Source organism: Yoonia sp. (assembly GCF_030731595.1).
Taxonomy (GTDB): domain Bacteria; phylum Pseudomonadota; class Alphaproteobacteria; order Rhodobacterales; family Rhodobacteraceae; genus Yoonia.
Genome location: NZ_JANQTS010000114.1, coordinates 15,115 through 33,905, shown reverse-complemented (window position 1 = coordinate 33,905; position 18,791 = coordinate 15,115). Strand labels below are relative to the sequence as shown.

17 protein-coding genes and 1 tRNA gene are annotated in these 18,791 nt (G+C 60.5%); 15 read left to right on the top strand and 3 right to left on the bottom strand.

Annotated elements, in window-relative coordinates; all coding sequences use genetic code 11:
- Nucleotides 1-102: 102 nt before the first annotated feature.
- Nucleotides 103-192 (bottom strand) — tRNA-Ser (locus tag NWQ23_RS14175).
- Between the two features lie 244 nt (nucleotides 193-436).
- Between NWQ23_RS14175 and NWQ23_RS14170 the strand changes: the two genes are divergently transcribed.
- From NWQ23_RS14170 to NWQ23_RS14110, 13 genes are all read left to right on the top strand, one after another.
- A complete protein-coding gene (locus tag NWQ23_RS14170) occupies nucleotides 437-1,468 on the top strand; it encodes an SPOR domain-containing protein (protein WP_306167040.1) in 1,032 nt (343 codons plus the stop codon).
- A gap of 41 nt (nucleotides 1,469-1,509) precedes the next feature.
- On the top strand, nucleotides 1,510-2,676 hold the full coding sequence (locus NWQ23_RS14165) for a D-alanyl-D-alanine carboxypeptidase family protein (RefSeq protein WP_306167041.1): 1,167 nt from the start codon (nucleotides 1,510-1,512) through the stop codon (nucleotides 2,674-2,676).
- Nucleotides 2,673-3,281 carry a dTMP kinase gene (tmk, locus tag NWQ23_RS14160; RefSeq protein WP_306167039.1) on the top strand — a complete coding sequence of 203 codons (609 nt, stop codon included), beginning with the start codon at nucleotides 2,673-2,675 and terminating at the stop codon, nucleotides 3,279-3,281. The genes NWQ23_RS14165 and tmk overlap by 4 nt, the downstream gene beginning before the upstream one ends.
- Nucleotides 3,278-4,384, top strand: coding sequence for a DNA polymerase III subunit delta' (locus tag NWQ23_RS14155; protein WP_306167038.1), 1,107 nt, complete (start codon nucleotides 3,278-3,280; stop codon nucleotides 4,382-4,384). Before tmk ends, NWQ23_RS14155 begins: the two co-directional genes overlap by 4 nt.
- 10 nt (nucleotides 4,385-4,394) lie before the next feature.
- Complete coding sequence (locus NWQ23_RS14150; protein WP_306167037.1) at nucleotides 4,395-5,183, top strand: TatD family hydrolase; 789 nt, start codon at nucleotides 4,395-4,397, stop codon at nucleotides 5,181-5,183.
- Nucleotides 5,180-5,983: an MBL fold metallo-hydrolase gene (locus NWQ23_RS14145; RefSeq protein ID WP_306167036.1), complete on the top strand. Its 804-nt coding sequence runs from the start codon at nucleotides 5,180-5,182 to the stop codon at nucleotides 5,981-5,983. The genes NWQ23_RS14150 and NWQ23_RS14145 overlap by 4 nt, the downstream gene beginning before the upstream one ends.
- A gap of 72 nt (nucleotides 5,984-6,055) precedes the next feature.
- Nucleotides 6,056-6,985, top strand: a complete 930-nt coding sequence (locus NWQ23_RS14140) for an AEC family transporter (RefSeq protein ID WP_306167035.1) — start codon at nucleotides 6,056-6,058, stop codon at nucleotides 6,983-6,985.
- Between the two features lie 163 nt (nucleotides 6,986-7,148).
- Nucleotides 7,149-8,249, top strand: a complete 1,101-nt coding sequence (locus NWQ23_RS14135) for an efflux RND transporter periplasmic adaptor subunit (protein WP_306167034.1) — start codon at nucleotides 7,149-7,151, stop codon at nucleotides 8,247-8,249.
- Complete coding sequence (locus tag NWQ23_RS14130; protein WP_306167033.1) at nucleotides 8,249-11,410, top strand: efflux RND transporter permease subunit; 3,162 nt, start codon at nucleotides 8,249-8,251, stop codon at nucleotides 11,408-11,410. Before NWQ23_RS14135 ends, NWQ23_RS14130 begins: the two co-directional genes overlap by 1 nt.
- 126 nt (nucleotides 11,411-11,536) lie before the next feature.
- The gene (locus NWQ23_RS14125) at nucleotides 11,537-12,424 is read left to right on the top strand and encodes a metal ABC transporter substrate-binding protein (protein ID WP_306167032.1); all 888 of its coding nucleotides are present in this window, start codon (nucleotides 11,537-11,539) and stop codon (nucleotides 12,422-12,424) included.
- A complete protein-coding gene (locus NWQ23_RS14120) occupies nucleotides 12,421-13,290 on the top strand; it encodes a manganese/iron ABC transporter ATP-binding protein (RefSeq protein WP_306167031.1) in 870 nt (289 codons plus the stop codon). Before NWQ23_RS14125 ends, NWQ23_RS14120 begins: the two co-directional genes overlap by 4 nt.
- Nucleotides 13,287-14,144 (top strand): metal ABC transporter permease, encoded by an 858-nt coding sequence (locus tag NWQ23_RS14115; protein ID WP_306167030.1) that lies wholly within the window; start codon nucleotides 13,287-13,289, stop codon nucleotides 14,142-14,144. Before NWQ23_RS14120 ends, NWQ23_RS14115 begins: the two co-directional genes overlap by 4 nt.
- Complete coding sequence (locus NWQ23_RS14110) at nucleotides 14,144-15,013, top strand: metal ABC transporter permease (RefSeq protein ID WP_306167029.1); 870 nt, start codon at nucleotides 14,144-14,146, stop codon at nucleotides 15,011-15,013. Before NWQ23_RS14115 ends, NWQ23_RS14110 begins: the two co-directional genes overlap by 1 nt.
- On the opposite strand, the gene NWQ23_RS14105 is transcribed toward NWQ23_RS14110, so the two are convergent.
- Nucleotides 14,986-15,957: a membrane dipeptidase gene (locus NWQ23_RS14105; RefSeq protein WP_306167028.1), complete on the bottom strand. Its 972-nt coding sequence runs from the start codon at nucleotides 15,955-15,957 to the stop codon at nucleotides 14,986-14,988. The genes NWQ23_RS14110 and NWQ23_RS14105 overlap by 28 nt on opposite strands.
- Before the next feature lie 95 nt (nucleotides 15,958-16,052).
- Between NWQ23_RS14105 and NWQ23_RS14100 the strand changes: the two genes are divergently transcribed.
- Both NWQ23_RS14100 and NWQ23_RS14095 read left to right on the top strand, forming a co-directional pair.
- A complete protein-coding gene (locus NWQ23_RS14100) occupies nucleotides 16,053-17,105 on the top strand; it encodes a sugar phosphate isomerase/epimerase (protein ID WP_306167027.1) in 1,053 nt (350 codons plus the stop codon).
- A 3-nt stretch (nucleotides 17,106-17,108) separates the two neighbouring features.
- Complete coding sequence (locus tag NWQ23_RS14095) at nucleotides 17,109-18,254, top strand: Gfo/Idh/MocA family protein (RefSeq protein WP_306167026.1); 1,146 nt, start codon at nucleotides 17,109-17,111, stop codon at nucleotides 18,252-18,254.
- On the opposite strand, the gene NWQ23_RS14090 is transcribed toward NWQ23_RS14095, so the two are convergent.
- Nucleotides 18,243-18,785: a membrane integrity-associated transporter subunit PqiC gene (locus NWQ23_RS14090; RefSeq protein ID WP_306167025.1), complete on the bottom strand. Its 543-nt coding sequence runs from the start codon at nucleotides 18,783-18,785 to the stop codon at nucleotides 18,243-18,245. The genes NWQ23_RS14095 and NWQ23_RS14090 overlap by 12 nt on opposite strands.
- Nucleotides 18,786-18,791 lie beyond the last annotated feature (6 nt).

Here is an 18,791-nt window from a genome sequence, read left to right as displayed (position 1 = left end):
GTTGAATGTCATTGAGAACTGACCCGGTAGCCCCATAAATTGTCACTGGGAATTGACCCATGTCAAACCTGAAGTGGTCCGGCAAATTCGGACAGCTTGCGCTGGCGGAGGAGGTGGGATTCGAACCCACGGTAGACTTTCACCTACGTCGGTTTTCAAGACCGGTGCATTCAACCACTCTGCCACTCCTCCGACTTGGCCCTGTTAGCGGGTCGTTTGTGATTCGAAAAGCACGTTCACACTTTGGGGAAAACCGCCGAGAGAAACGCCTAGAGCCTTTCAAAACGCGGCAACGGGCGCTATCGTGCCAAAAAACGGGTTTGGTGGCTGTGAGTGGCCGGGGTGTTGACGACCCAAACAAGCGCGGAGCAGGTACAAAGACGGCTGATAAACGGCCGGTTTCCCCTTGGGTGGGGGTGTAACGAAGGGGCAGGAAATGACGGGTTTAGTGTATTTGGACGCCAAGAAATGGCCGCTATCGCTGGCGCTGGTTGCCGCGATGGGGTTGGCTGCATGTGATGAGAATGGCGATTTCGCGCTACCTTCATCGGGTGGAACGCAATCGACAGAGCGTTTGCCGGCGAATGCGGTGGGCCAGCGGGTACAGGAAGGCGTCGATATTGAACGCCCCGATATTTTCGAGGTCACGGACCGCGGCCTATGGGATGGGCGTCCGTCCTTGGGTGGGGTCTGGGTTGCGCACCCCGATGTGACCGACCCTGACCGCGTTGTCATTCGCAATAACGAGACGGGGCGTTCAATCGTTGGTGCCTTGTTCCGGCGCGAGCGCGAAAATCCGGGGCCGCTTTTGCAGGTCTCGTCGGATGCGGCTGAAGCCTTGGGGATGCTGGCGGGTGCGCCGACGGAATTGAGTGTTGTTGTCCTGCGCCGCGAGGAGACCGTGATCGAGGATGTGCCGGAGGCAGAAATCAATCCCGTAATCGCAAGTCTTGAAGCGCCTGTCAGCGTCGAGGCCGCGCCGCTTGATCCGGTCGCTGCGGATGACGCCGATGAGAGCGATGCCGCCATCGCGGCAGTTGTCCTGCCACAGGCGACCGAAACAGTCACAACGACCGCCGAAGCGGGCGCCGCAACGGCCGTTGCGGCGGCTGCTGTGGCTGCGGAAGAGCTGGCGGATGCCGCCGAACCCACAGAGACCATTGATGTGTCGGCTGTCCTTGCCGCACCATTACCGCCCCCCCCGCCGCCAGAGCCTTTGCCGCAGGGTTCGACCGCGCAAATCGGTATCTACAGCGTTGAAGCCAACGCCGGCGCCGATGCGCAGCGTATCATTGCTTCGGGCATTCAGGCGGCGGTCCTTCCAGAAGAGATGGGCGGACGTACAGTCTGGCGCGTGATTGCCGGACCGCTCACGGATACCGGGATGGTGACGGCGCTCAAGGATATGGGGTTTGTCGATGCGTTTGTCATTGAAGAGCCAGACGATGAAGCCGCAGCCGACGAATAGTCTGCAAACCAGCAAGGATGACCATGATGCGTTTTGAATGCATGCGCCGCCTCGCTTTGGCCGCCACCTTGATCCTGTCCCCGCTCGGGGCGCATGCTTTCGAGACAGCGGCAAGTGCGGCCTATATCTATGACCAGACAACCGGCACAGTGCTGTTCGAAAAGAATGCGCGCGAGCCGCTGCCGCCTGCATCCATGTCCAAGCTGATGACGATCTATATGGCCTTCGAAGCTGTTGCGGATGGCCGTCTGGCGATTGATGAGGTTCTTCCTGTCTCCAGCCATGCGGCCAGTTTCGGCGGGTCGTCCATGTTTCTTGACACCACAGATCGGGTTTCTGTCGAGGATTTGCTGCGCGGTGTGATTGTGGTGTCCGGCAATGACGCAAGCGTTGTTCTGGCCGAAGCCTTGTCGCCCGATGGGACAGAGGCCGGATTTGCGCGGATGATGACAGATCGTGCGCGCCAGATGGGTATGACGAATTCGACCTTTGTGAACGCAAGCGGCTGGCCCGCCGCTGGACATCGCATGTCGATGCGGGATCTTGGCATCTTGGCCAATCGTTTGATCACGGATTTTCCAACCTTCTATCCGCTTTTCGCCGAAACCGAGTTCCCGTTCGATGGCCGCGTGCCGTCCAATTCAAGCAACCGCAATCCTGTCCTGTCGATGGGGATTGGCGCGGATGGACTAAAGACGGGCCATACCGAAGAGGCGGGATTTGGACTTGTGGGTTCGGCCAAGCAGGGCGATCGGCGGGTTATCTTTGTTATCACGGGTCTGGAAAGTCGTCAGGCACGTGCCGAGGAATCCACCAAGATCATCAACTGGGCCTTTCGCCAGTTCGCTGAAAAGGAAGTCGCAGAGGCAGGTACTCGCATCGCCTCTGCCGACGTCTGGATGGGGGCGTCTCCGACGGTCGGTTTGACAGTTGCAGAAGATTTCTCGGTCTTGGTGCCAATCTTGAACGAGGGCGATATCGCCGCACAGGTTGTCTATAACGGTCCGATCGAAGCGCCTATTGTGGCGGGTCAACAACTGGGAGAGTTGGTGATTGCACTGGACGAACTGCCGGAAAAACGTATTCCCCTGATCGCTGAAAGTGATGTGCCCCGCGGTGGTTTTTCGATCCGTCTGCGGACGGCCGCCCTTGTGCTTTGGCAGAAATTCGGCCCCGGCGGCGCGACCGAGGTGCCAGAAGAGGCATGACCAACCCGCGGTTCATTACCTTTGAAGGGATCGACGGTTCAGGCAAATCCACACAGGCACGTCGTTTCGCGGAACATTTGCGCGGGCAGGGCCAAGATGTGGTCCTGACCCGAGAGCCGGGTGGCAGCCCCGGTGCCGAAGAAATCCGCCAGTTGCTTTTGACAGGTGATCCTGATCGCTGGTCGCCTGAAACAGAAATCCTGCTGTTCACAGCCGCCCGCCGCGACCATCTGGAAAAGACGATTGAACCGGCCCTCACAGCGGGCAAAACGGTTGTTTCTGACCGCTTCGCCGATAGCACGCGCGTGTACCAAGGGGCCACGCGGGGTGATCTGCGCGGCATGGTCGACAGCCTGCACAGCCTGATGATCGGGCGCGAACCTGACCTGACCTTCATCATTGATATGGACCCTGCACTGGCGCTTGAACGCGGCTTGGCCCGCAAATCCGGCGAAGACCGCTTTGAGGATTTCGGCCTCGCGTTTCAGGAAACCCTGCGCCACGGCTTTCTGGCCCTGGCCAAGGCCAACCCGGACCGCTGCATCCTGATCGACGGCAACCGGACGCCTGACCAGATCGCCAGCGAAATCGCAGGTCGCGCATGAGCGACGAGGACATCCCCGAACCTGACCGGATCGCAGGGGCCCCGCATCCGCGCGAAACCGCGCAGATTTTCGGACAAGGCAAGGCCGAGGCCGATTTTCTGGATGCATTCAGCGCTGGCCGAATGCATTCAGGCTGGCTGATTACGGGGCCGCGTGGTGTAGGCAAGGCCACGCTGGCATGGAAAATCGCGACATTTCTGCTGGCGAATCCCGAAGCGGGCCTGTTTGGCGATCCTGCGCTGGCCGTGGACCCAGAGCATCCCGATGCGCGATTGATCCAGTCGGGTGCGCATCCGCGCCTGTCGCTGATCCGCCGCCCCTGGGACGACAAGACCAAGAAACTGCGCAGTGAAATCACCGTGGACGCGGTGCGCAGCCTCAAGAACTTCTTCCATATGTCTGCCGCTGATGGCGGGCGTCGCGTGGTTATCGTGGATGCCGCAGACGAGCTGAACCGCAATGCGGCCAATGCCATCCTCAAGGAACTAGAAGAACCACCCGCCAATGCGACCATCTTGCTGGTGGCACATCAACCCTCGCGGCTCTTGCCGACAATCCGGTCGCGCTGTCGGGAATTGCGCTGTCTGCGTCTTGGGGCCGATGATCTGCAAAAGGCGCTGGCGCAGGCGGGGCATTTGTCTGACCACGGAGAAAGCCTCGCGGCCCTTGCGGGAGGCTCTGCCGGCGATGCGATCCGGCTTTTGAACCACGATGGACTGGCGCTTTATGCCGCGTTGATCAAGGTGTTCAGCAGCTTGCCTCATATCGACCGCCCCGCCGCATTGCGGCTGGCGGATGCTTGCGCCGGGCGCACCGCTGATGTGCGGTTCGGGCTGACGCTCGATCTGATTGATCTGTTCCTGTCGCGGGCCGCGCGGGCGGGGCTGATGGGAGAACCCAGCGCCCAAGGGGCGATGGGCGAGGCGCGACTACTGGCCCGCATCGCGCCCGACGATCGGGCCGCGCGGCGCTGGGCGCAATTGCAACAGGATTTGACCGACCGGTCGCGCCATGGCCGCGCTGTCAACCTTGACCCTGCCGCCTTGATCCTTGATATGATCTTCAAGATTGAAGAAACGGCGCAAGCGACAGCCGTTGCCTGAAAGCTGCCTGATGACCCAAGCGACACTCGTCGATAGCCACTGCCATCTCGACTTTCCCGACTTTGATGCCGAACGCGACGCAATCGTCGCGCGGGCGCTGGAGGCTGGGGTGACACGTATGGTCACGATCTGCACAAGGCTCCGGCTGGAACCGCAGGTGCGGGCGATTGCAGAAACATATGCGCCGGTCTTCTACGCCGCTGGCACCCACCCGATGAGCGCAGCTGACGAGCCTTTGGCCACGCTGGACGAATTGATCGCCCTTGCCGCACACCCCAAATTCGTGGGCATCGGCGAAACCGGCCTTGATTACCACTATACGGCTGACAGTGCGGCGATCCAGCAGCAATCCTTGCGTATCCATATCGCTGCCGCGCGCGAAACCAAGCTGCCTTTGATCATCCACGCCCGCGCGGCGGACGAAGATATGGCGCGTATCCTGCGCGAGGAATATGACAACGGCGCTTATACCTGCGTGATGCATTGCTTTTCCAGCAGTGCGGATTTGGCCGCTGCAGCGCTCGACATGGGCTTCTATCTGTCGATGTCCGGCATCGCGGCCTTTCCCAAAAGCCAGGACCTGCGCGATATCTTTGCCGCAGCCCCCGTCGACAGGGTGCTGGTGGAAACCGATAGCCCCTATCTCGCGCCGCCACCGTTTCGGGGCAAGCGGAACGAGCCCGCCTATACCGCCCATACCGCCAAAGCCGGGGCCGCGATCTATGGCCTGTCCGACGCCGATTTTGCGCGCCAAACAACAGAGAACTTTGACCGTCTGTTCTGGAAGGCCAAGGTATGAGCGACCACCTCAGCTTTACCATTCTGGGCTGCGGGTCGTCGGGCGGCGTGCCGCGTCTGGGCGGGCTGTGGGGGGCCTGTGATCCGACAAACCCCAAGAACGCACGGCGGCGCTGCTCGCTTTTGGTGACACGGACCAGTGGCGACCAGACCACCCGCGTGCTGATCGACACCACACCCGATCTCCGTGCGCAACTGCTCGATGCGGATGTCGGCACGCTTGATGCCGTTGTCTATACCCATAGCCACGCCGATCATGTGCACGGGATCGACGATCTGCGCATGATCGTCTTTAACACGCACCAACCCTTGCAGGTCTGGGCCGACGGGGCGACCAGCAATGACCTGCTGGGCCGCTTTGGCTATGTCTTCGTGCAACCCAAAGGGTCCGCCTATCCGCCGATCTGCGAGCTGAACACAATCGCGGGCGATATCACCATCAGCGGGGCGGGGGGCGATATCACCCTTCAGCCATTCGAAGTCGTCCACGGCAATATCGACGCTCTCGGGTTCCGGATTGGCGATGTGGCCTATCTGCCAGATGTGTCCGCCATCCCAAAGGCCACTTGGGACGCACTGCAAGGGCTGGACACTTGGATCGTGGATGCGCTGCGCCGCACGCCGCACCCGACCCATTCGCATCTGGCCAATACGCTGGACTGGATCGCGAAAGTGGCCCCGCGCCAGGCGATCCTGACCAACATGCACAACGATCTTGATTACGCCACCGTCGCCGCCGAAACCCCCGATCACGTGCATCCGGCCTATGACGGGATGACCTTTACGGTCCCTTTACCTTGATCTTCTTTCGAGCCCAAATATCCCCGCCGGAGGCATCAAAGTGCGGCGCAGCCGCCAGCAACAGGAGCCACAATGGCTGCGCTGATTGACGTCATCCTTCCCGTCTTTCTGGTCATCGGCTTTGGCTATGTTGCTGTGTGGAAAGGGTATTTCAGCGACGCCGGCGTCGATGGACTGATGAAGTTCACCCAAGGCTTCGCGATCCCCTGCCTGCTGTTCCGCGCCATTTCTTCGCTTGATCTGGAACAGAACTTTGACCTGACCTTGCTGGGCAGTTTCTATGCAGGGGCCTTTGCGGGCTTTTTGGCGGGGCTGCTGGGCGCGCGCTTTCTGTTCGGGCGCGATTGGGAGGACAGTGTCGCGATCGGCTTTTGTTGCCTGTTTTCAAATTCGCTGCTCTTGGGCCTGCCGATCACCGAACGCGCCTATGGCGCATCCGCACTGGAAGCGAATTACGCGATCATCGCTGTCCACTCGCCGTTCTGCTATGCCGTGGGTATTACCGCGATGGAGATCGCCCGCAATCGCGGCGGCAGCATCATGGCGCTGCCGGGCAAGGTGATCAGTGGCATGTTCCATAATGCGCTCATCGTCGGCATCACGCTTGGGTTCATCGTCAACCTTGGCGGTATCCCCATGCCCTCGGTCCTGACCGACGCGATTGATCTGATGGTGCGGGCGGCTTTGCCTGCGGCGCTCTTTGGCCTGGGCGGTGTGCTGTACCGCTATCGCCCCGAGGGTGATATGCGCACGATCCTTTTTGTTGTCGCCATTTCCTTGGTCATGCACCCTGCAATTGTCTGGGGTCTGGCCAAGGCCAATGACCTCTCTGACACCGCGTTGCGCTCGGCCATCCTGACCGCAGCCATGGCCCCGGGGATCAATACCTATGTCTTTGCCAATATGTATGGCAAGGCGCGGCGGGTTGCGGCCTCGGCTGTGCTGATGGGCACGGGCCTGTCGATCCTGACTGTCTGGGTCTGGCTTTATCTGCTGCCCTAAATCCCTCCGCCCAAAGCAAACACGCGACAGCGGTTCCACTTCACCGCTCAATTCTTGTGCAGTGCTTTAAGTTCAGGCACAACAAGCCCGCCAAGAGCGGGCTACTGCGTTGACTTTGGGCGACTTACGCTAGCTTACCCTATGGAAGTGATGGGGTCGGACAATGGGTTTGCGAGCAATTTTAGTGATCTTGATCGGTCTGACGGGACCGATGGCACTGGCGCAGGGCCGGCCTGCGGCAGTCGGTGTGCAGAGCGTCGATCTGCGCACTCTGGCGGAAACGGTCCCTGTCTTTGCCGAAGTCATCACCGCGCGCGACGGCAACGTCGCCGGACGCGTGGCAGGCTATGTCGAAGTCGTGGACGTGCTGGCAGGGGCCCGCGTGCAAACCGGTGACCTGCTGGTGGAGTTGAACGCAGATCTGCTGACCATCCAGGTGGCCCAATCCGAGGCCCAGTTAGCTGAAGCCGCAGCAGGGATCGAGACTGCACGCGCCCGTGTCGATCGCGCCCGTATCGCTCTTGGCCGGATCGAGGCCCTGCGCGGCGGGACGTCTTTCAGCCAAGGCCGTTTCGATGATGCGCAGGCCGATTTTCTGGAAGCCGAAGCGCAATTCGTCGAGGCACAGGCCCGCGAGAAAAGCGCCGAGGCACGGCTCGCCGAAACCAGCTATCAGCTGGAGCGTAGCCGGATCACAGCCCCGTTCTCGGGCGTTGTGCTGGAAGTCAACACCATCCCCGGTGCGTTCATCCAGGCTGGCACGCCTGTTGTGCGCCTGCTGGATATCGACGCCTTTGAGGTGCAGGCGAATGTACCATCCCGTTACACGACCTTCCTCGTGCCGGGCCAAGTGGTGACGGCCCAGACCGAAACCGGCGTGGAACTGGCGCTGGAACTCCGCGCACTTCTGCCGGTCGAGGATCCTTCGACCCGCACCCGCGCCGTGCTGTTTTCCGCCCCCGCGCTTGCGCGTATCGGTGATGCGGCTGTCGGCCAATCCCTGACCGTCGATATCCCCGTGGGTGAAGCCCGCGAGGTGCTGTCGGTCCCCAAGGATGCACTCGTACAGGCGCGTGACGGCTGGACGGTTTTTGTGGCTGCCGACGATCAGGCCCAGCCCCGCAACATCACCCTCGGCGTGCCTTTGGGCGACCGTTATGAGGTGGTCGAGGGGCTAGCCCCCGGTGATCTTGTCGTGGTGCGCGGCAACGAACGTTTGCGCCCCGGCCAACCTATCGCCGCCACGCCGGTCGAGACGAACTGATGGATTTCATCCGCTTCTCCATCGACCGCCCCGTTGCTGTCATCGCCGCCGTCTTGATGGCCGTCCTTTTTGGGGTGCTGGCACTGACGCAAATCCCGATCCAACTGGCCCCTGACGTGCGCAAGCCGATCGTCGTGATCGAGACAAGCTGGCCCGGTGCCGCCCCTTCCGAGATCGAGCGCGAGATCGTCAACCCGCAGGAAGAAACCCTGCGCGGTCTTGACGGGCTAGAGATCATGACCTCGCAGTCGCGCACGGGGCAGGCCTCTGTCACGCTGGAATTTGCCATTGGCACTGACATGAGCCAGTCGCTCTTGCTGGTATCCAACCGGCTTGACCGTGTCGGCGGCTATCCAGCCGAAGCCAATGAACCGACGCTGAACACCTCCGGCGCCGATGACAGCCCGATTGCTTGGGTTCTGATTACCGCACAAGATGGCAACACACGCCCGATCCCGACCTATGGCGATTTCCTCGAAGATATCGTGAAAGACCGGGTCGAGCGCATCCCCGGCGTGGCGGCCGTGAATGTCTTTGGCGGCGTGACGCAGGAATTGCAGGTGGTCGTTGACCCCCAGCGCCTGGCGCGCTTTGGCCTGACCGTGCCGGAAGTTGTGCAGAAACTGCGGGCCGAGAATATCTCGATTTCCGCAGGCGATGTCGAAGAAGGCAAGCGCCGCTATGTGGTGCGCACCGAAAGCAGCCTTAACACCGAAGAGGCGATCCGCAATGTTGTCCTGCGCTCTGAGGCGTTCAGCGGCGGCATCGGGCGGGTGCGGGTCGGCGATGTGGCCGATGTGGGCTTTGCCTTCAAGGAGTCCACAGCGCGGCTGCGGTTCGAGGGCGAACCGGGGCTTGCCTTCAACGTGGTGCGCGAGGCCGGGGCCAATGTGATCACCGTCATGGAAGAACTGCGCGCCGTATTGGCGGAATTGCAGGCCGGTCCGGTGTCCGCCCAAGGGCTGATCATGCAGCAAATCTATGACGAGACGATCTATATCGAAGGGGCGATCGATCTGGTCACGCAGAACATCTATATCGGCGGTGCGCTCGCGGCGCTGATCCTCATGCTGTTCCTGCGCTCGCCGCGGGCGGTGGTGATCGTGTCGCTGTCGATCCCTGTGTCGATTGTTGCGACCTTCGTGGTCATGGCGGCGACGGGCCGCACGCTCAATGTGATTTCACTTGCGGGGATCGCCTTTGCGGTGGGGATGATCGTGGATGCCGCGATTGTGGTACTGGAAAACATCTACCGCCTGCGCGAGGCCGGACATTCGCGGCGTGATGCCGCCTATCTGGGGGCCAAGCAGGTCTGGGGCGCGATCCTTGTCTCTGCCCTGACAACGGTGCTGGTCTTTGTGCCGATCTTGGTGATGCAGTTGGAAGCGGGGCAGTTGTTCCGCGATATCGCTGTGGCGATCTCTGTTTCGGTGCTGCTGTCGCTGGTGGTGGCCGTCACCGTGATCCCCGCTCTTGCCAGCCGCCTGTTGCGCAAGGACGATCAAAAACCGATGCGGATTTGGGGGCTGGATCATCTGGCCTCTGGCTTCCGTGCCGCGGTGATGGCCTATGTGCGCATGACCGTCCGGTTCCGGACCGTCGGCATCCTGATGGTCGCTGTGATCGCAGGGGGTGCGGCTGTGGCAAGCTGGACCTTCCTGCCAAAGCTGGAATACCTGCCCGAGGGCAACCGCAACCTTGTTTTCGGGCTGATCATTCCGCCGCCGGGCTATAACCTCGAGACAACCGAAACCATCGCCCAGCGGATCGAAACGGTGGCGCGCCCCTTGTGGGAAGCCGCCCCCGCGATGGCAACCGAAGACGGCACGCCGACAATCGACAGTTTCTTTTTCGTGGCGACCCCGGGCAATTCCTTTGTGGGGGCAGGGGCCGTGGATAGCCAGCGAGCGGGTGACCTGATCCCCGTGCTCAGCGGCCCGATCTTTGCCGAACCGGGCACCTTTGGCTTTATGACCCAACCCTCGCTCTTTGGGCGCGGTGTCGGGGGCGGGCGTGCAATCGAGTTGAATATCTCGGGGCAGGATCTTGATGACATTTTGGCTGTTGCAGGCCGCGCGGCGGGGCTTGTGTCGCAGATATTGCCGCGCTCCGAAGGCCACCAGTTTCGCCCGATCCCGGGGCTGGAATTGGGCGCGCCCGAGATCCGCTTGATCCCCGACAGATTGCGGCTTGCCGATGCGGGGCTGGATAGCTCTGCTCTGGCGGCCACGGTTGACGCCTTTAACGACGGGCTGCGCGTGGCCGAGATTACGGTAGGGGCAGAGCGGGTTGATCTGGTCCTGAAGGGTGATCCCGCGATCAACGAGGCCGCGCGCACGCAAGACGTGGGCAATTATCCGGTGGTGACCCCGGGCGGGCAGATCGTGCCTGTCTCGGCGCTGGCCGATGTTGTTCTGACCGCTGGCCCAACGGAAATCCGCCACAGGGAACGGCTGCGTACAGTCACGCTGGAGGTCCGGCCTGCGGATAACCTGCCATTGGAGGAAGCGGTAGACTTGCTGGAACGCGAAGTCGTCGCCGTGCTTGAGCAGCAGGGCATTCCGCAAGATATCCGGCTGGGCGTGTCCGGCACGGCGGATCAGCTCAGCCAGACCTGGTCGGCGATCCAGATCAATCTGGTGGTGGCTTTGGTGATCGTTTTCCTTGTCATGGCGGTCTTGTTTGAAAGCTTTGTCTTGCCGTTGGTGATCATGATCGCCGTACCCGTCGCAGCTGCCGGCGGTGTCGGTGGTCTGGCCGTCATGAACTTGTTCCAGCCCCAGCCTTTGGACATGCTGACGCTGCTGGGCTTTGTCATTCTGGTGGGGATCGTGGTGAACAATGCGATCCTGATCGTGCACCAAACACTGTTCCATCTGCGCGAAGAGGGTATGGAACCGATTGCGGCGATCGAAGAGGCCACACGCAACCGGATCCGCCCGATCTTTATGTCGACGCTGACCAGCGTCATGGGGATGCTGCCCTTGGTGATTTTCCCTGGCGAAGGCTCGGAGCTTTATCGCGGATTGGGGGCCGTTGTTGTCGGCGGGTTGTCGATGTCCGCCTTCCTGACCTTGCTGACCGTGCCGCCGCTTTTGCGCCTGTGCATCCGCAAGCCAGAGCCGGAGATAAAGACTATGATGGCGGCACCGGCGGAGTAGAGAAAGATGCTATGCCGCGGCATAATCACTTAATTGCGAACCATTCTCATTTTCATTTACAGTTGCGAATAATTCTCATAAGCAAGTTTGAGATTGACTTCTCAGCTATGAAAGGACACTGGATCAATGATGAAAATACTTGTTCTTGGGGCGCTTGGCGCCGCCGCTTTGTCGACCGCTGCCGCGGCGCAGGAGGATCGGTTCAAGGCGGTTACGACCTTTACGGTCATCGCCGATATGGCACAGAACGTGGCCGGTGACGCCGCGATCGTGGAAAGCATTACCAAGGCAGGGGCCGAAATCCACGGCTATCAACCGACACCGCGCGACATTATCCGCGCGCAGGATGCCGATCTGGTTCTCTGGAACGGTCTGAACCTCGAGCTTTGGTTCGAACAATTCCTTGGCAACCTCTCTGACGTGCCAAGTGTGACACTGTCCGAAGGCATCACCCCGATGAGCATTTCGTCGGGTGAATATGATGGCAAGCCAAACCCCCATGCTTGGATGAGCCTTGAAAGTGCGCTGATTTACGTGGACAATATCCGCGACGCTTTCGTCCTGCATGACCCTGAAAATGCTGACATTTACCGCACCAATGCCGAAAACTACAAAGCCGAGATCACAGCCACCATCGCGCCCTTGCGCGACGCTATTCTGGCCTTGCCCGAAGACCAGCGCTGGCTGGTCAGTTGCGAAGGCGCATTTAGCTATCTGGCCCGCGATTTCGGGATGCAGGAGCTTTATCTCTGGCCGATCAATGCAGATGCACAAGGCACCCCGCAGCAGGTGCGCCGCGTGATTGATACGGTGCGCGAGAACAATATTCCGGCGGTGTTTTGTGAAAGCACAGTCAGCCAGGCCCCCGCACAGCAGGTCGCCCGTGAAACCGGTGCCACCTATGGCGGGATGCTTTACGTCGACAGCCTGACCGAGGCGGATGGCCCTGTGCCCACTTACCTTGATCTGTTGCGGGTCACGACCGAAACCCTTGTTGCTGGCCTGACCGAATGACACAAACCCCCGGCATCGTTGCGCATCATGTGACCGTGACCTACCGCAACGGTCACACCGCCTTGCATGATGCGAGCTTTGAAATACCGACAGGGACCATTACCGCACTTGTCGGCGTCAATGGTGCCGGGAAATCGACGCTGTTCAAGGCGATCATGGGTTTTGTGCCTGCCGCCCGAGGCGAGATTTTGGTGATGGGCATGCCCGTCCGCGATGCCTTGCGCCAGAATATCGTGGCCTACGTCCCGCAATCCGAAGAGGTCGACTGGACCTTTCCTGTGCTGGTCGAAGATGTGGTGATGATGGGGCGCTATGGCCACATGGGTTTCTTTCGCAGACCCAAACCCGCCGATCATCAGGCGGTGACGCAGGCGCTGGCGCGGGTGAACATGACCGAGTTTCGCTATCGTCAGATTGGTGAACTGTCCGGCGGCCAGCGCAAACGCGTCTTCCTTGCCCGCGCCCTGGCGCAAGAGGGGCAGGTGATCTTGCTGGACGAACCCTTTACCGGCGTCGATGTGCAGACCGAGGATGCCATTGTCGACCTCTTGCGCGATCTGCGCGACGAGGGGCGCGTCATTCTCGTCTCGACCCACAACCTTGGCTCGGTGCCTGAATTCTGTGACCGCACGATTTTGGTCAAGCAGACGGTGCTGGCCTATGGCTTGACCGAAGATACCTTTACCCGCGAGAACCTTGAACTCGCCTTTGGCGGTGTGCTGCGCCACTTTGTGCTGGGCGGGTCTGATCTGCATGATGACGACGACAGCCGCCAGATCCGTGTGATCACCGATGACGAGCGACCCTTTGTTGTCTATGGTGACGACCTCAAGGCCAAAGTGCCGGCAGAAGAAGAAACACCATGATCGCAGCACTGCTGGAACCCTTCGGCTATAACTACATGTTCAACGCCATGTGGGTCAGCGCGCTTGTGGGTGCGGTCTGCGCGTTTCTCTCTGCCTATCTGATGCTCAAAGGCTGGTCGCTGATCGGTGACGCGCTCAGCCACTCTATCGTGCCCGGTGTCGCAGGGGCCTATATGCTGGGCCTGCCCTTTGCACTGGGCGCTTTCGCGGCGGGGGGATTGGCGGCAGGGGCGATGCTGTTTCTCAACCAGCGGTCGGGTCTGAAAGAGGACACGATCATCGGCCTGATCTTTACCTCCTTCTTTGGCTTGGGGCTGTTTATGGTTTCGCTGTCGCCCACGTCGGTCAGCGTGCAAACCATCACGATGGGCAATATTCTGGCGATCACGCCCTCGGATACGCTGCAACTGGCGATCATCGGTTTTGTGACCTTGGCGGTGCTGCTGGCCAAGTGGAAGGACCTCATGGTCACTTTCTTTGATGAAAACCATGCGCGGTCTATCGGGCTGCGGCCTGATCTGCTGAAGGTGGTATTCTTTACCCTGCTGGCGGCGTCCTGTGTCGCGGCATTGCAGACAGTGGGGGCCTTTCTGGTCATCGCGATGGTCGTGACACCGGGGGCGACGGCCTATCTGCTGACCGACCGTTTCCCGCGTCTTTTGGTGTTGAGCGTTTCGATCGGGGCGACCACCAGTTTTGTCGGCGCCTACCTGAGCTATTTTGCCGATGGGGCCACAGGCGGCATCATCGTGTCACTGCAAACGCTGGTCTTCCTTGCGGCCTTTTTCCTTGCGCCCAAGCACGGCTATCTTGCCGCGCGCAGACGGGCCGCGCAGGCCTTGGAGCCAAGCTGATGGAGACGCTGCTTTTCCCCTTCCAGTTTGCCTTTATGAACAACGCCTTTGTGATGATGGCGATCATCGCGGTGCCGACAAGTCTGCTGTCCTGCTTTCTGGTGCTCAAAGGGTGGTCGCTCATGGGGGATGCGATCAGCCATGCGGTCCTGCCCGGGATTGTCATTGCCTATCTGCTGAATATCCCGTTGATTATTGGCGCTTTTTTCGCGGGCATGTTCTGCGCGCTTGCAACCGGCTTTCTGTCGACCAATAGCCGTGTGAAGCAAGACACGGTGATGGGGATCGTGTTCTCGGGCATGTTCGGGTTCGGGCTGGTGCTCTATACCAAGATCACGACCGAGGTGCATCTGGACCATATCCTGTTTGGCAATATGCTGGGCGTGAATGGCCAAGATCTGCTGACCGCAGGCGGCATCGCAGCCTTTGTTTCTGCCATCATCATCGCCAAGCGGCGCGAATTCATGTTGCACGCCTTTGACCCGATCCAAGCGCAGGCTGTCGGGCTGCGGGTGGGCTGGCTGCACTACGGTTTGCTGGCGCTTTTGTCGCTGACGATTGTGGCTACGTTGTCTGCGGTGGGGATCATCCTGTCCATTGGCCTGCTGATCGCCCCCGGCGCGATTGCGTTTCTGCTGACCAAGCGCTTGTCGCGGATGCTGCCGATTGCCGTGGGGGTCACAATGCTATCGGGTTTCCTTGGGGTCTATGCGAGCTTTTTTCTGGATAGCGCGCCCGCGCCGACGGTCATTCTGGTGATGACGACGATTTTTGTCGGGGCCTTCATCCGCGCCAATCTGCGGTTGCGCAGGGCCGCAGCAGAGCCTGAGGGGCAAATCGTTCACAAGGGATCAAAATTCTCGGCGTAGAACCGGTACCAGTTGCCGCCCATGATCCCTGCGACCTCTGCTTTGTTCATACCAACCGCAGCCAACCCCGCCTCGATTTTCCCGAAATCGCGGTTATCGTTGAACCATGCGGGCATTGGCGGAAAGCCCGGCGCGCTGGCCGATCCTTCGCCATAGTCGATCTCTTTGCTCCAGCGCCCGACGCGCATCCATTCAACCACACTGTCAGGCTGGTCTTGGCAGAGGTCGGTGCCAAGGCCGAAATGGGCGGTGCCATAAGTATCAGCCATGCGCGCGATCATTTCGCAGAAATCGGTCAGCGTGCAGGCGGTCCCGCCCCGCAGGTGGTGCGGATAGATGGAAAACCCGAACATGCCGCCGTTTTCAACCACGGCGCGGATCACATCACCGGATTTATTGCGCAGGGCAGGGTGCCAGTCATGCGGGTTGGCGTGCGTGATCGTGATCGGGCGGGTCGAGAGATCAGCGGCCTCTATCGTTGACCGGTCCGCACTATGGCTCATGTCAACGACCAGCCCCACGCGGTTCATCTCGCGGATCACCTGACGGCCCATGCGGGTGATGCCGGGGTCAGTCGCTTCGTAACATCCCGTCGCAAGCAGGGACTGGTTGTTGTAGCTGAGCTGCATAAACCGCAGGCCCAAGCTGTGCAGGATTTCTACCAGACCGATATCATCCTCGATCGGGCTGGGGTTTTGGGCGCCAAAGATGATCGCCGTGCGCCCTGTGGCCTTGGCATGATCCACATCCGCAGCGGTGCGAGCCTGCATGATGAGATCCGGAAACTGCTCAAACCAGCGGTTCCATTGTTCGATGTTCAGCACAGTCTCGCGGAAATTTTCGTGATAGGCGATGGTGACATGCACAGCGTCCACCTGTCCTTCGCGCATCTGGCGAAAGACTTTCTCGGACCATTTGGCATATTGCAGATTATCAATGCGCATAGGGCTTTGTGGCCGAAGCAGGGACCTTCGTCAAACAAGGACTGGCACGGCAATTCTAAATCGTTATAGTTTTACCCAAACACGGGAGGTTCATCATGAAAACGATCAAAGGCCCCGCGCTTTTTCTGGCGCAATTCGCGGGCGACCAAGCCCCTTTCAACACTTGGGACGGCATTACCAAATGGGCGGCGGACTGCGGTTACAAGGGTGTTCAAGTGCCCAGTTGGGACGACCGGCTCTTTGATCTGGCCAAGGCTGCGGCATCCAAAGACTATTGCGATGACTTCAAGGGGCGGGCGGCGGCCAATGGCGTCGCGGTCACGGAACTGTCCACACACCTGCAAGGACAGCTGGTCGCTGTGAACCCGGCCTATGATACTGCATTCGATGGGTTTGCAGCCCCCCAGGTGCAGGGTAATCCCAAGGCGCGGCAGGCGTGGGCCGTAGATCAGGTCAAGATGGCGATCACGGCGTCCAAGCATCTGGGCATCACCGAAATGGCAACCTTTTCAGGTGCTTTGGCGTGGCCCTACATTTACCCTTGGCCGCAACGTCCCGAAGGTCTGGTCGAAGCGGCGTTTGATGAACTCGCTGCCCGCTGGCGCCCCATTCTGGATCACGCTGAGGAAAACGGCGTCGATGTCTGCTATGAAATCCACCCCGGCGAAGACCTGCATGACGGCGTGACTTTCGAAATGTTCTTGGAACGTCTGGGCGGCCATAAACGCTGCAACATGCTTTATGATCCGTCGCACTATGTGCTGCAATGCCTCGATTATCTTGATCATATCGACATCTACAAAGACCGGATCAAGATGTTCCACGTCAAGGATGCCGAATTCAACCCGACAGGGCGGCAGGGCGTCTATGGCGGCTACCAGTCTTGGGTCAACCGCGCGGGCCGATTCCGCAGTCTGGGCGACGGACAGGTTGATTTCGCGGCGATTTTTTCCAAGATGGCGGCCAATGACTTTGGCGGCTGGGCCGTGGTGGAATGGGAATGCTGCCTCAAACACCCCGAAGACGGCGCGCGCGAGGGGGCGCAATTCGTCAAGGACCATATTATCCGCGTGACCGAACGGGCCTTTGATGACTTTGCGGGGGGCGCGGTTGATGACGCCACAAACCGCAAGATGCTGGGGATTTAAGACATGAGCTTTGACAGACCTATCCGGCTTGGCATGGTCGGCGGCGGCAATGACGCCTTTATCGGGGGTGTGCACCGCATCGCGGCCCGTATCGACGGACGGTTCACTTTGGTGGCAGGGGCACTTTCGTCGACGCCTGAAAAGGCGCAAGCCTCTGGTGCGGCCCTCGGGCTTGATCCGGCACGGACCTATGACGACTTCAAAGCCATGGCGATCCGTGAAGCGCGGCTGAAAGACGGGATCGAAGCCGTTGCAATCGTGACCCCCAACCACGTCCACTATGCGGCGGCGCGCGAATTCCTCAAGCGCGGGATTCACGTCATTTGTGACAAGCCGCTGACCTCCACGATGGCAGATGCGAGAAAGCTGGTAAAAGCGGCCGAAGACAGTGACGCGCTCTTCGTGCTAACCCATAATTACACCGGCTATCCGATGATGCGGCAGGCGCGCCAGATGGTGGCGGACGGGGATTTGGGTACGCTGCGCGTGGTGCAGGTGGAATATGCCCAAGACTGGCTGACCCAAGCCCAAGAGAACAAGCAAGCCGCTTGGCGCACCGATCCCGCACGGTCGGGTCTTGGCGGCTCAACCGGTGATATCGGCACCCATGCCTTCAATCTGGCGTCCTTCGTGACGGGGTTGGACGTCGACAGCCTTTCGGCTGATCTCCAGTCCTTCGTCAGCGGGCGGCAGTTGGACGACAACGCCCACGTCATGATGCGCTTTGCAGGTGGCGCGCGGGGGATGCTGTGGTGCAGCCAGGTCGCCCCGGGCAATGAAAACGGGCTGCGTTTGCGCGTTTACGGTGACAAGGGCGGGATTGAATGGGCGCAGGAGAACCCCAACCAGCTTTGGTATACGCCCTACGGCGAACCCAAGCGGCTGATCACACGGGGCGGGGCGGGCGCAGGTACAGCGGCAGGCCGTGTCACCCGTATCCCGGCAGGCCACCCCGAGGGTTATCTGGAAGGCTTTGCCACCATCTACAGCGAAGCCGCAGACGCAATCACGGCCAAGCGCGAAGGCCGCGAGGTTGCGCCAGACGTGCTGTATCCGACCATCCAAGATGGCCTGAAGGGGATGCAGTTCGTGGATGCCTGCGTGCGCTCGTCCAAGCGCGACGGAGCTTGGGTCAAACTAGCGCCCTAGGGTGCGGGCGATCTGTTCTGAGAGTTGCAGCAAGGCCGCAGACTGCGCCCGCGCAAGGCTCGGCAGCGTGGCGTCGGCCATTGGTTGGGTGATCTCGAAGGAATGGGTCGTGTCGCGCAAGGCCGCGCCTTCGCTGGCGACAAAGAACTGCCCGTTCAATTCGAATGTCCCGTCGGCACCGCCCAGCATCCGCTCGACCCGTACATCCACGGACACATCGGGCAGGCCGACAAAGGGCCACGGGTCGGGGCCCACGTCCGTGTTCAAGATGTCGGTCAGCGTGCGGGTCAGGATCAGCGTCACCGCGCGTTCTGGGTCATCGGCCCAGAGGATGTCTTCTCTGACCACGATCAAACCGTCAGCCGTCTCGAACGGGATTTCCTCCACCGCCGCATAGGTGGGAAGCGATACGGTACGGATCATCGCGCTGCCCACAAGCGGGCGCAACTCCAGCGACGAGGGCAGCGGCGACAGTGCCAAACGGTCCGCCAGCGGAGTGCAGGCCGCCACAAGTCCCAGTGTGATGAGCATCGTTCT

Coding starts and splice junctions, on each gene's coding strand:
- NWQ23_RS14135 (WP_306167034.1), top strand. CDS start 7,149: ATGGGTTTGCGAGCAATTTTAGTGATCTTGATCGGTCTGACGGGACCG.
- NWQ23_RS14105 (WP_306167028.1), bottom strand. CDS start 15,957: ATGCGCATTGATAATCTGCAATATGCCAAATGGTCCGAGAAAGTCTTT.
- NWQ23_RS14145 (WP_306167036.1), top strand. CDS start 5,180: ATGAGCGACCACCTCAGCTTTACCATTCTGGGCTGCGGGTCGTCGGGC.
- NWQ23_RS14090 (WP_306167025.1), bottom strand. CDS start 18,785: ATGCTCATCACACTGGGACTTGTGGCGGCCTGCACTCCGCTGGCGGAC.
- NWQ23_RS14120 (WP_306167031.1), top strand. CDS start 12,421: ATGACACAAACCCCCGGCATCGTTGCGCATCATGTGACCGTGACCTAC.
- NWQ23_RS14155 (WP_306167038.1), top strand. CDS start 3,278: ATGAGCGACGAGGACATCCCCGAACCTGACCGGATCGCAGGGGCCCCG.
- NWQ23_RS14165 (WP_306167041.1), top strand. CDS start 1,510: ATGCGCCGCCTCGCTTTGGCCGCCACCTTGATCCTGTCCCCGCTCGGG.
- NWQ23_RS14115 (WP_306167030.1), top strand. CDS start 13,287: ATGATCGCAGCACTGCTGGAACCCTTCGGCTATAACTACATGTTCAAC.
- tmk (WP_306167039.1), top strand. CDS start 2,673: ATGACCAACCCGCGGTTCATTACCTTTGAAGGGATCGACGGTTCAGGC.
- NWQ23_RS14170 (WP_306167040.1), top strand. CDS start 437: ATGACGGGTTTAGTGTATTTGGACGCCAAGAAATGGCCGCTATCGCTG.
- NWQ23_RS14140 (WP_306167035.1), top strand. CDS start 6,056: ATGGCTGCGCTGATTGACGTCATCCTTCCCGTCTTTCTGGTCATCGGC.
- NWQ23_RS14110 (WP_306167029.1), top strand. CDS start 14,144: ATGGAGACGCTGCTTTTCCCCTTCCAGTTTGCCTTTATGAACAACGCC.
- NWQ23_RS14125 (WP_306167032.1), top strand. CDS start 11,537: ATGATGAAAATACTTGTTCTTGGGGCGCTTGGCGCCGCCGCTTTGTCG.
- NWQ23_RS14130 (WP_306167033.1), top strand. CDS start 8,249: ATGGATTTCATCCGCTTCTCCATCGACCGCCCCGTTGCTGTCATCGCC.
- NWQ23_RS14150 (WP_306167037.1), top strand. CDS start 4,395: ATGACCCAAGCGACACTCGTCGATAGCCACTGCCATCTCGACTTTCCC.
- NWQ23_RS14100 (WP_306167027.1), top strand. CDS start 16,053: ATGAAAACGATCAAAGGCCCCGCGCTTTTTCTGGCGCAATTCGCGGGC.
- NWQ23_RS14095 (WP_306167026.1), top strand. CDS start 17,109: ATGAGCTTTGACAGACCTATCCGGCTTGGCATGGTCGGCGGCGGCAAT.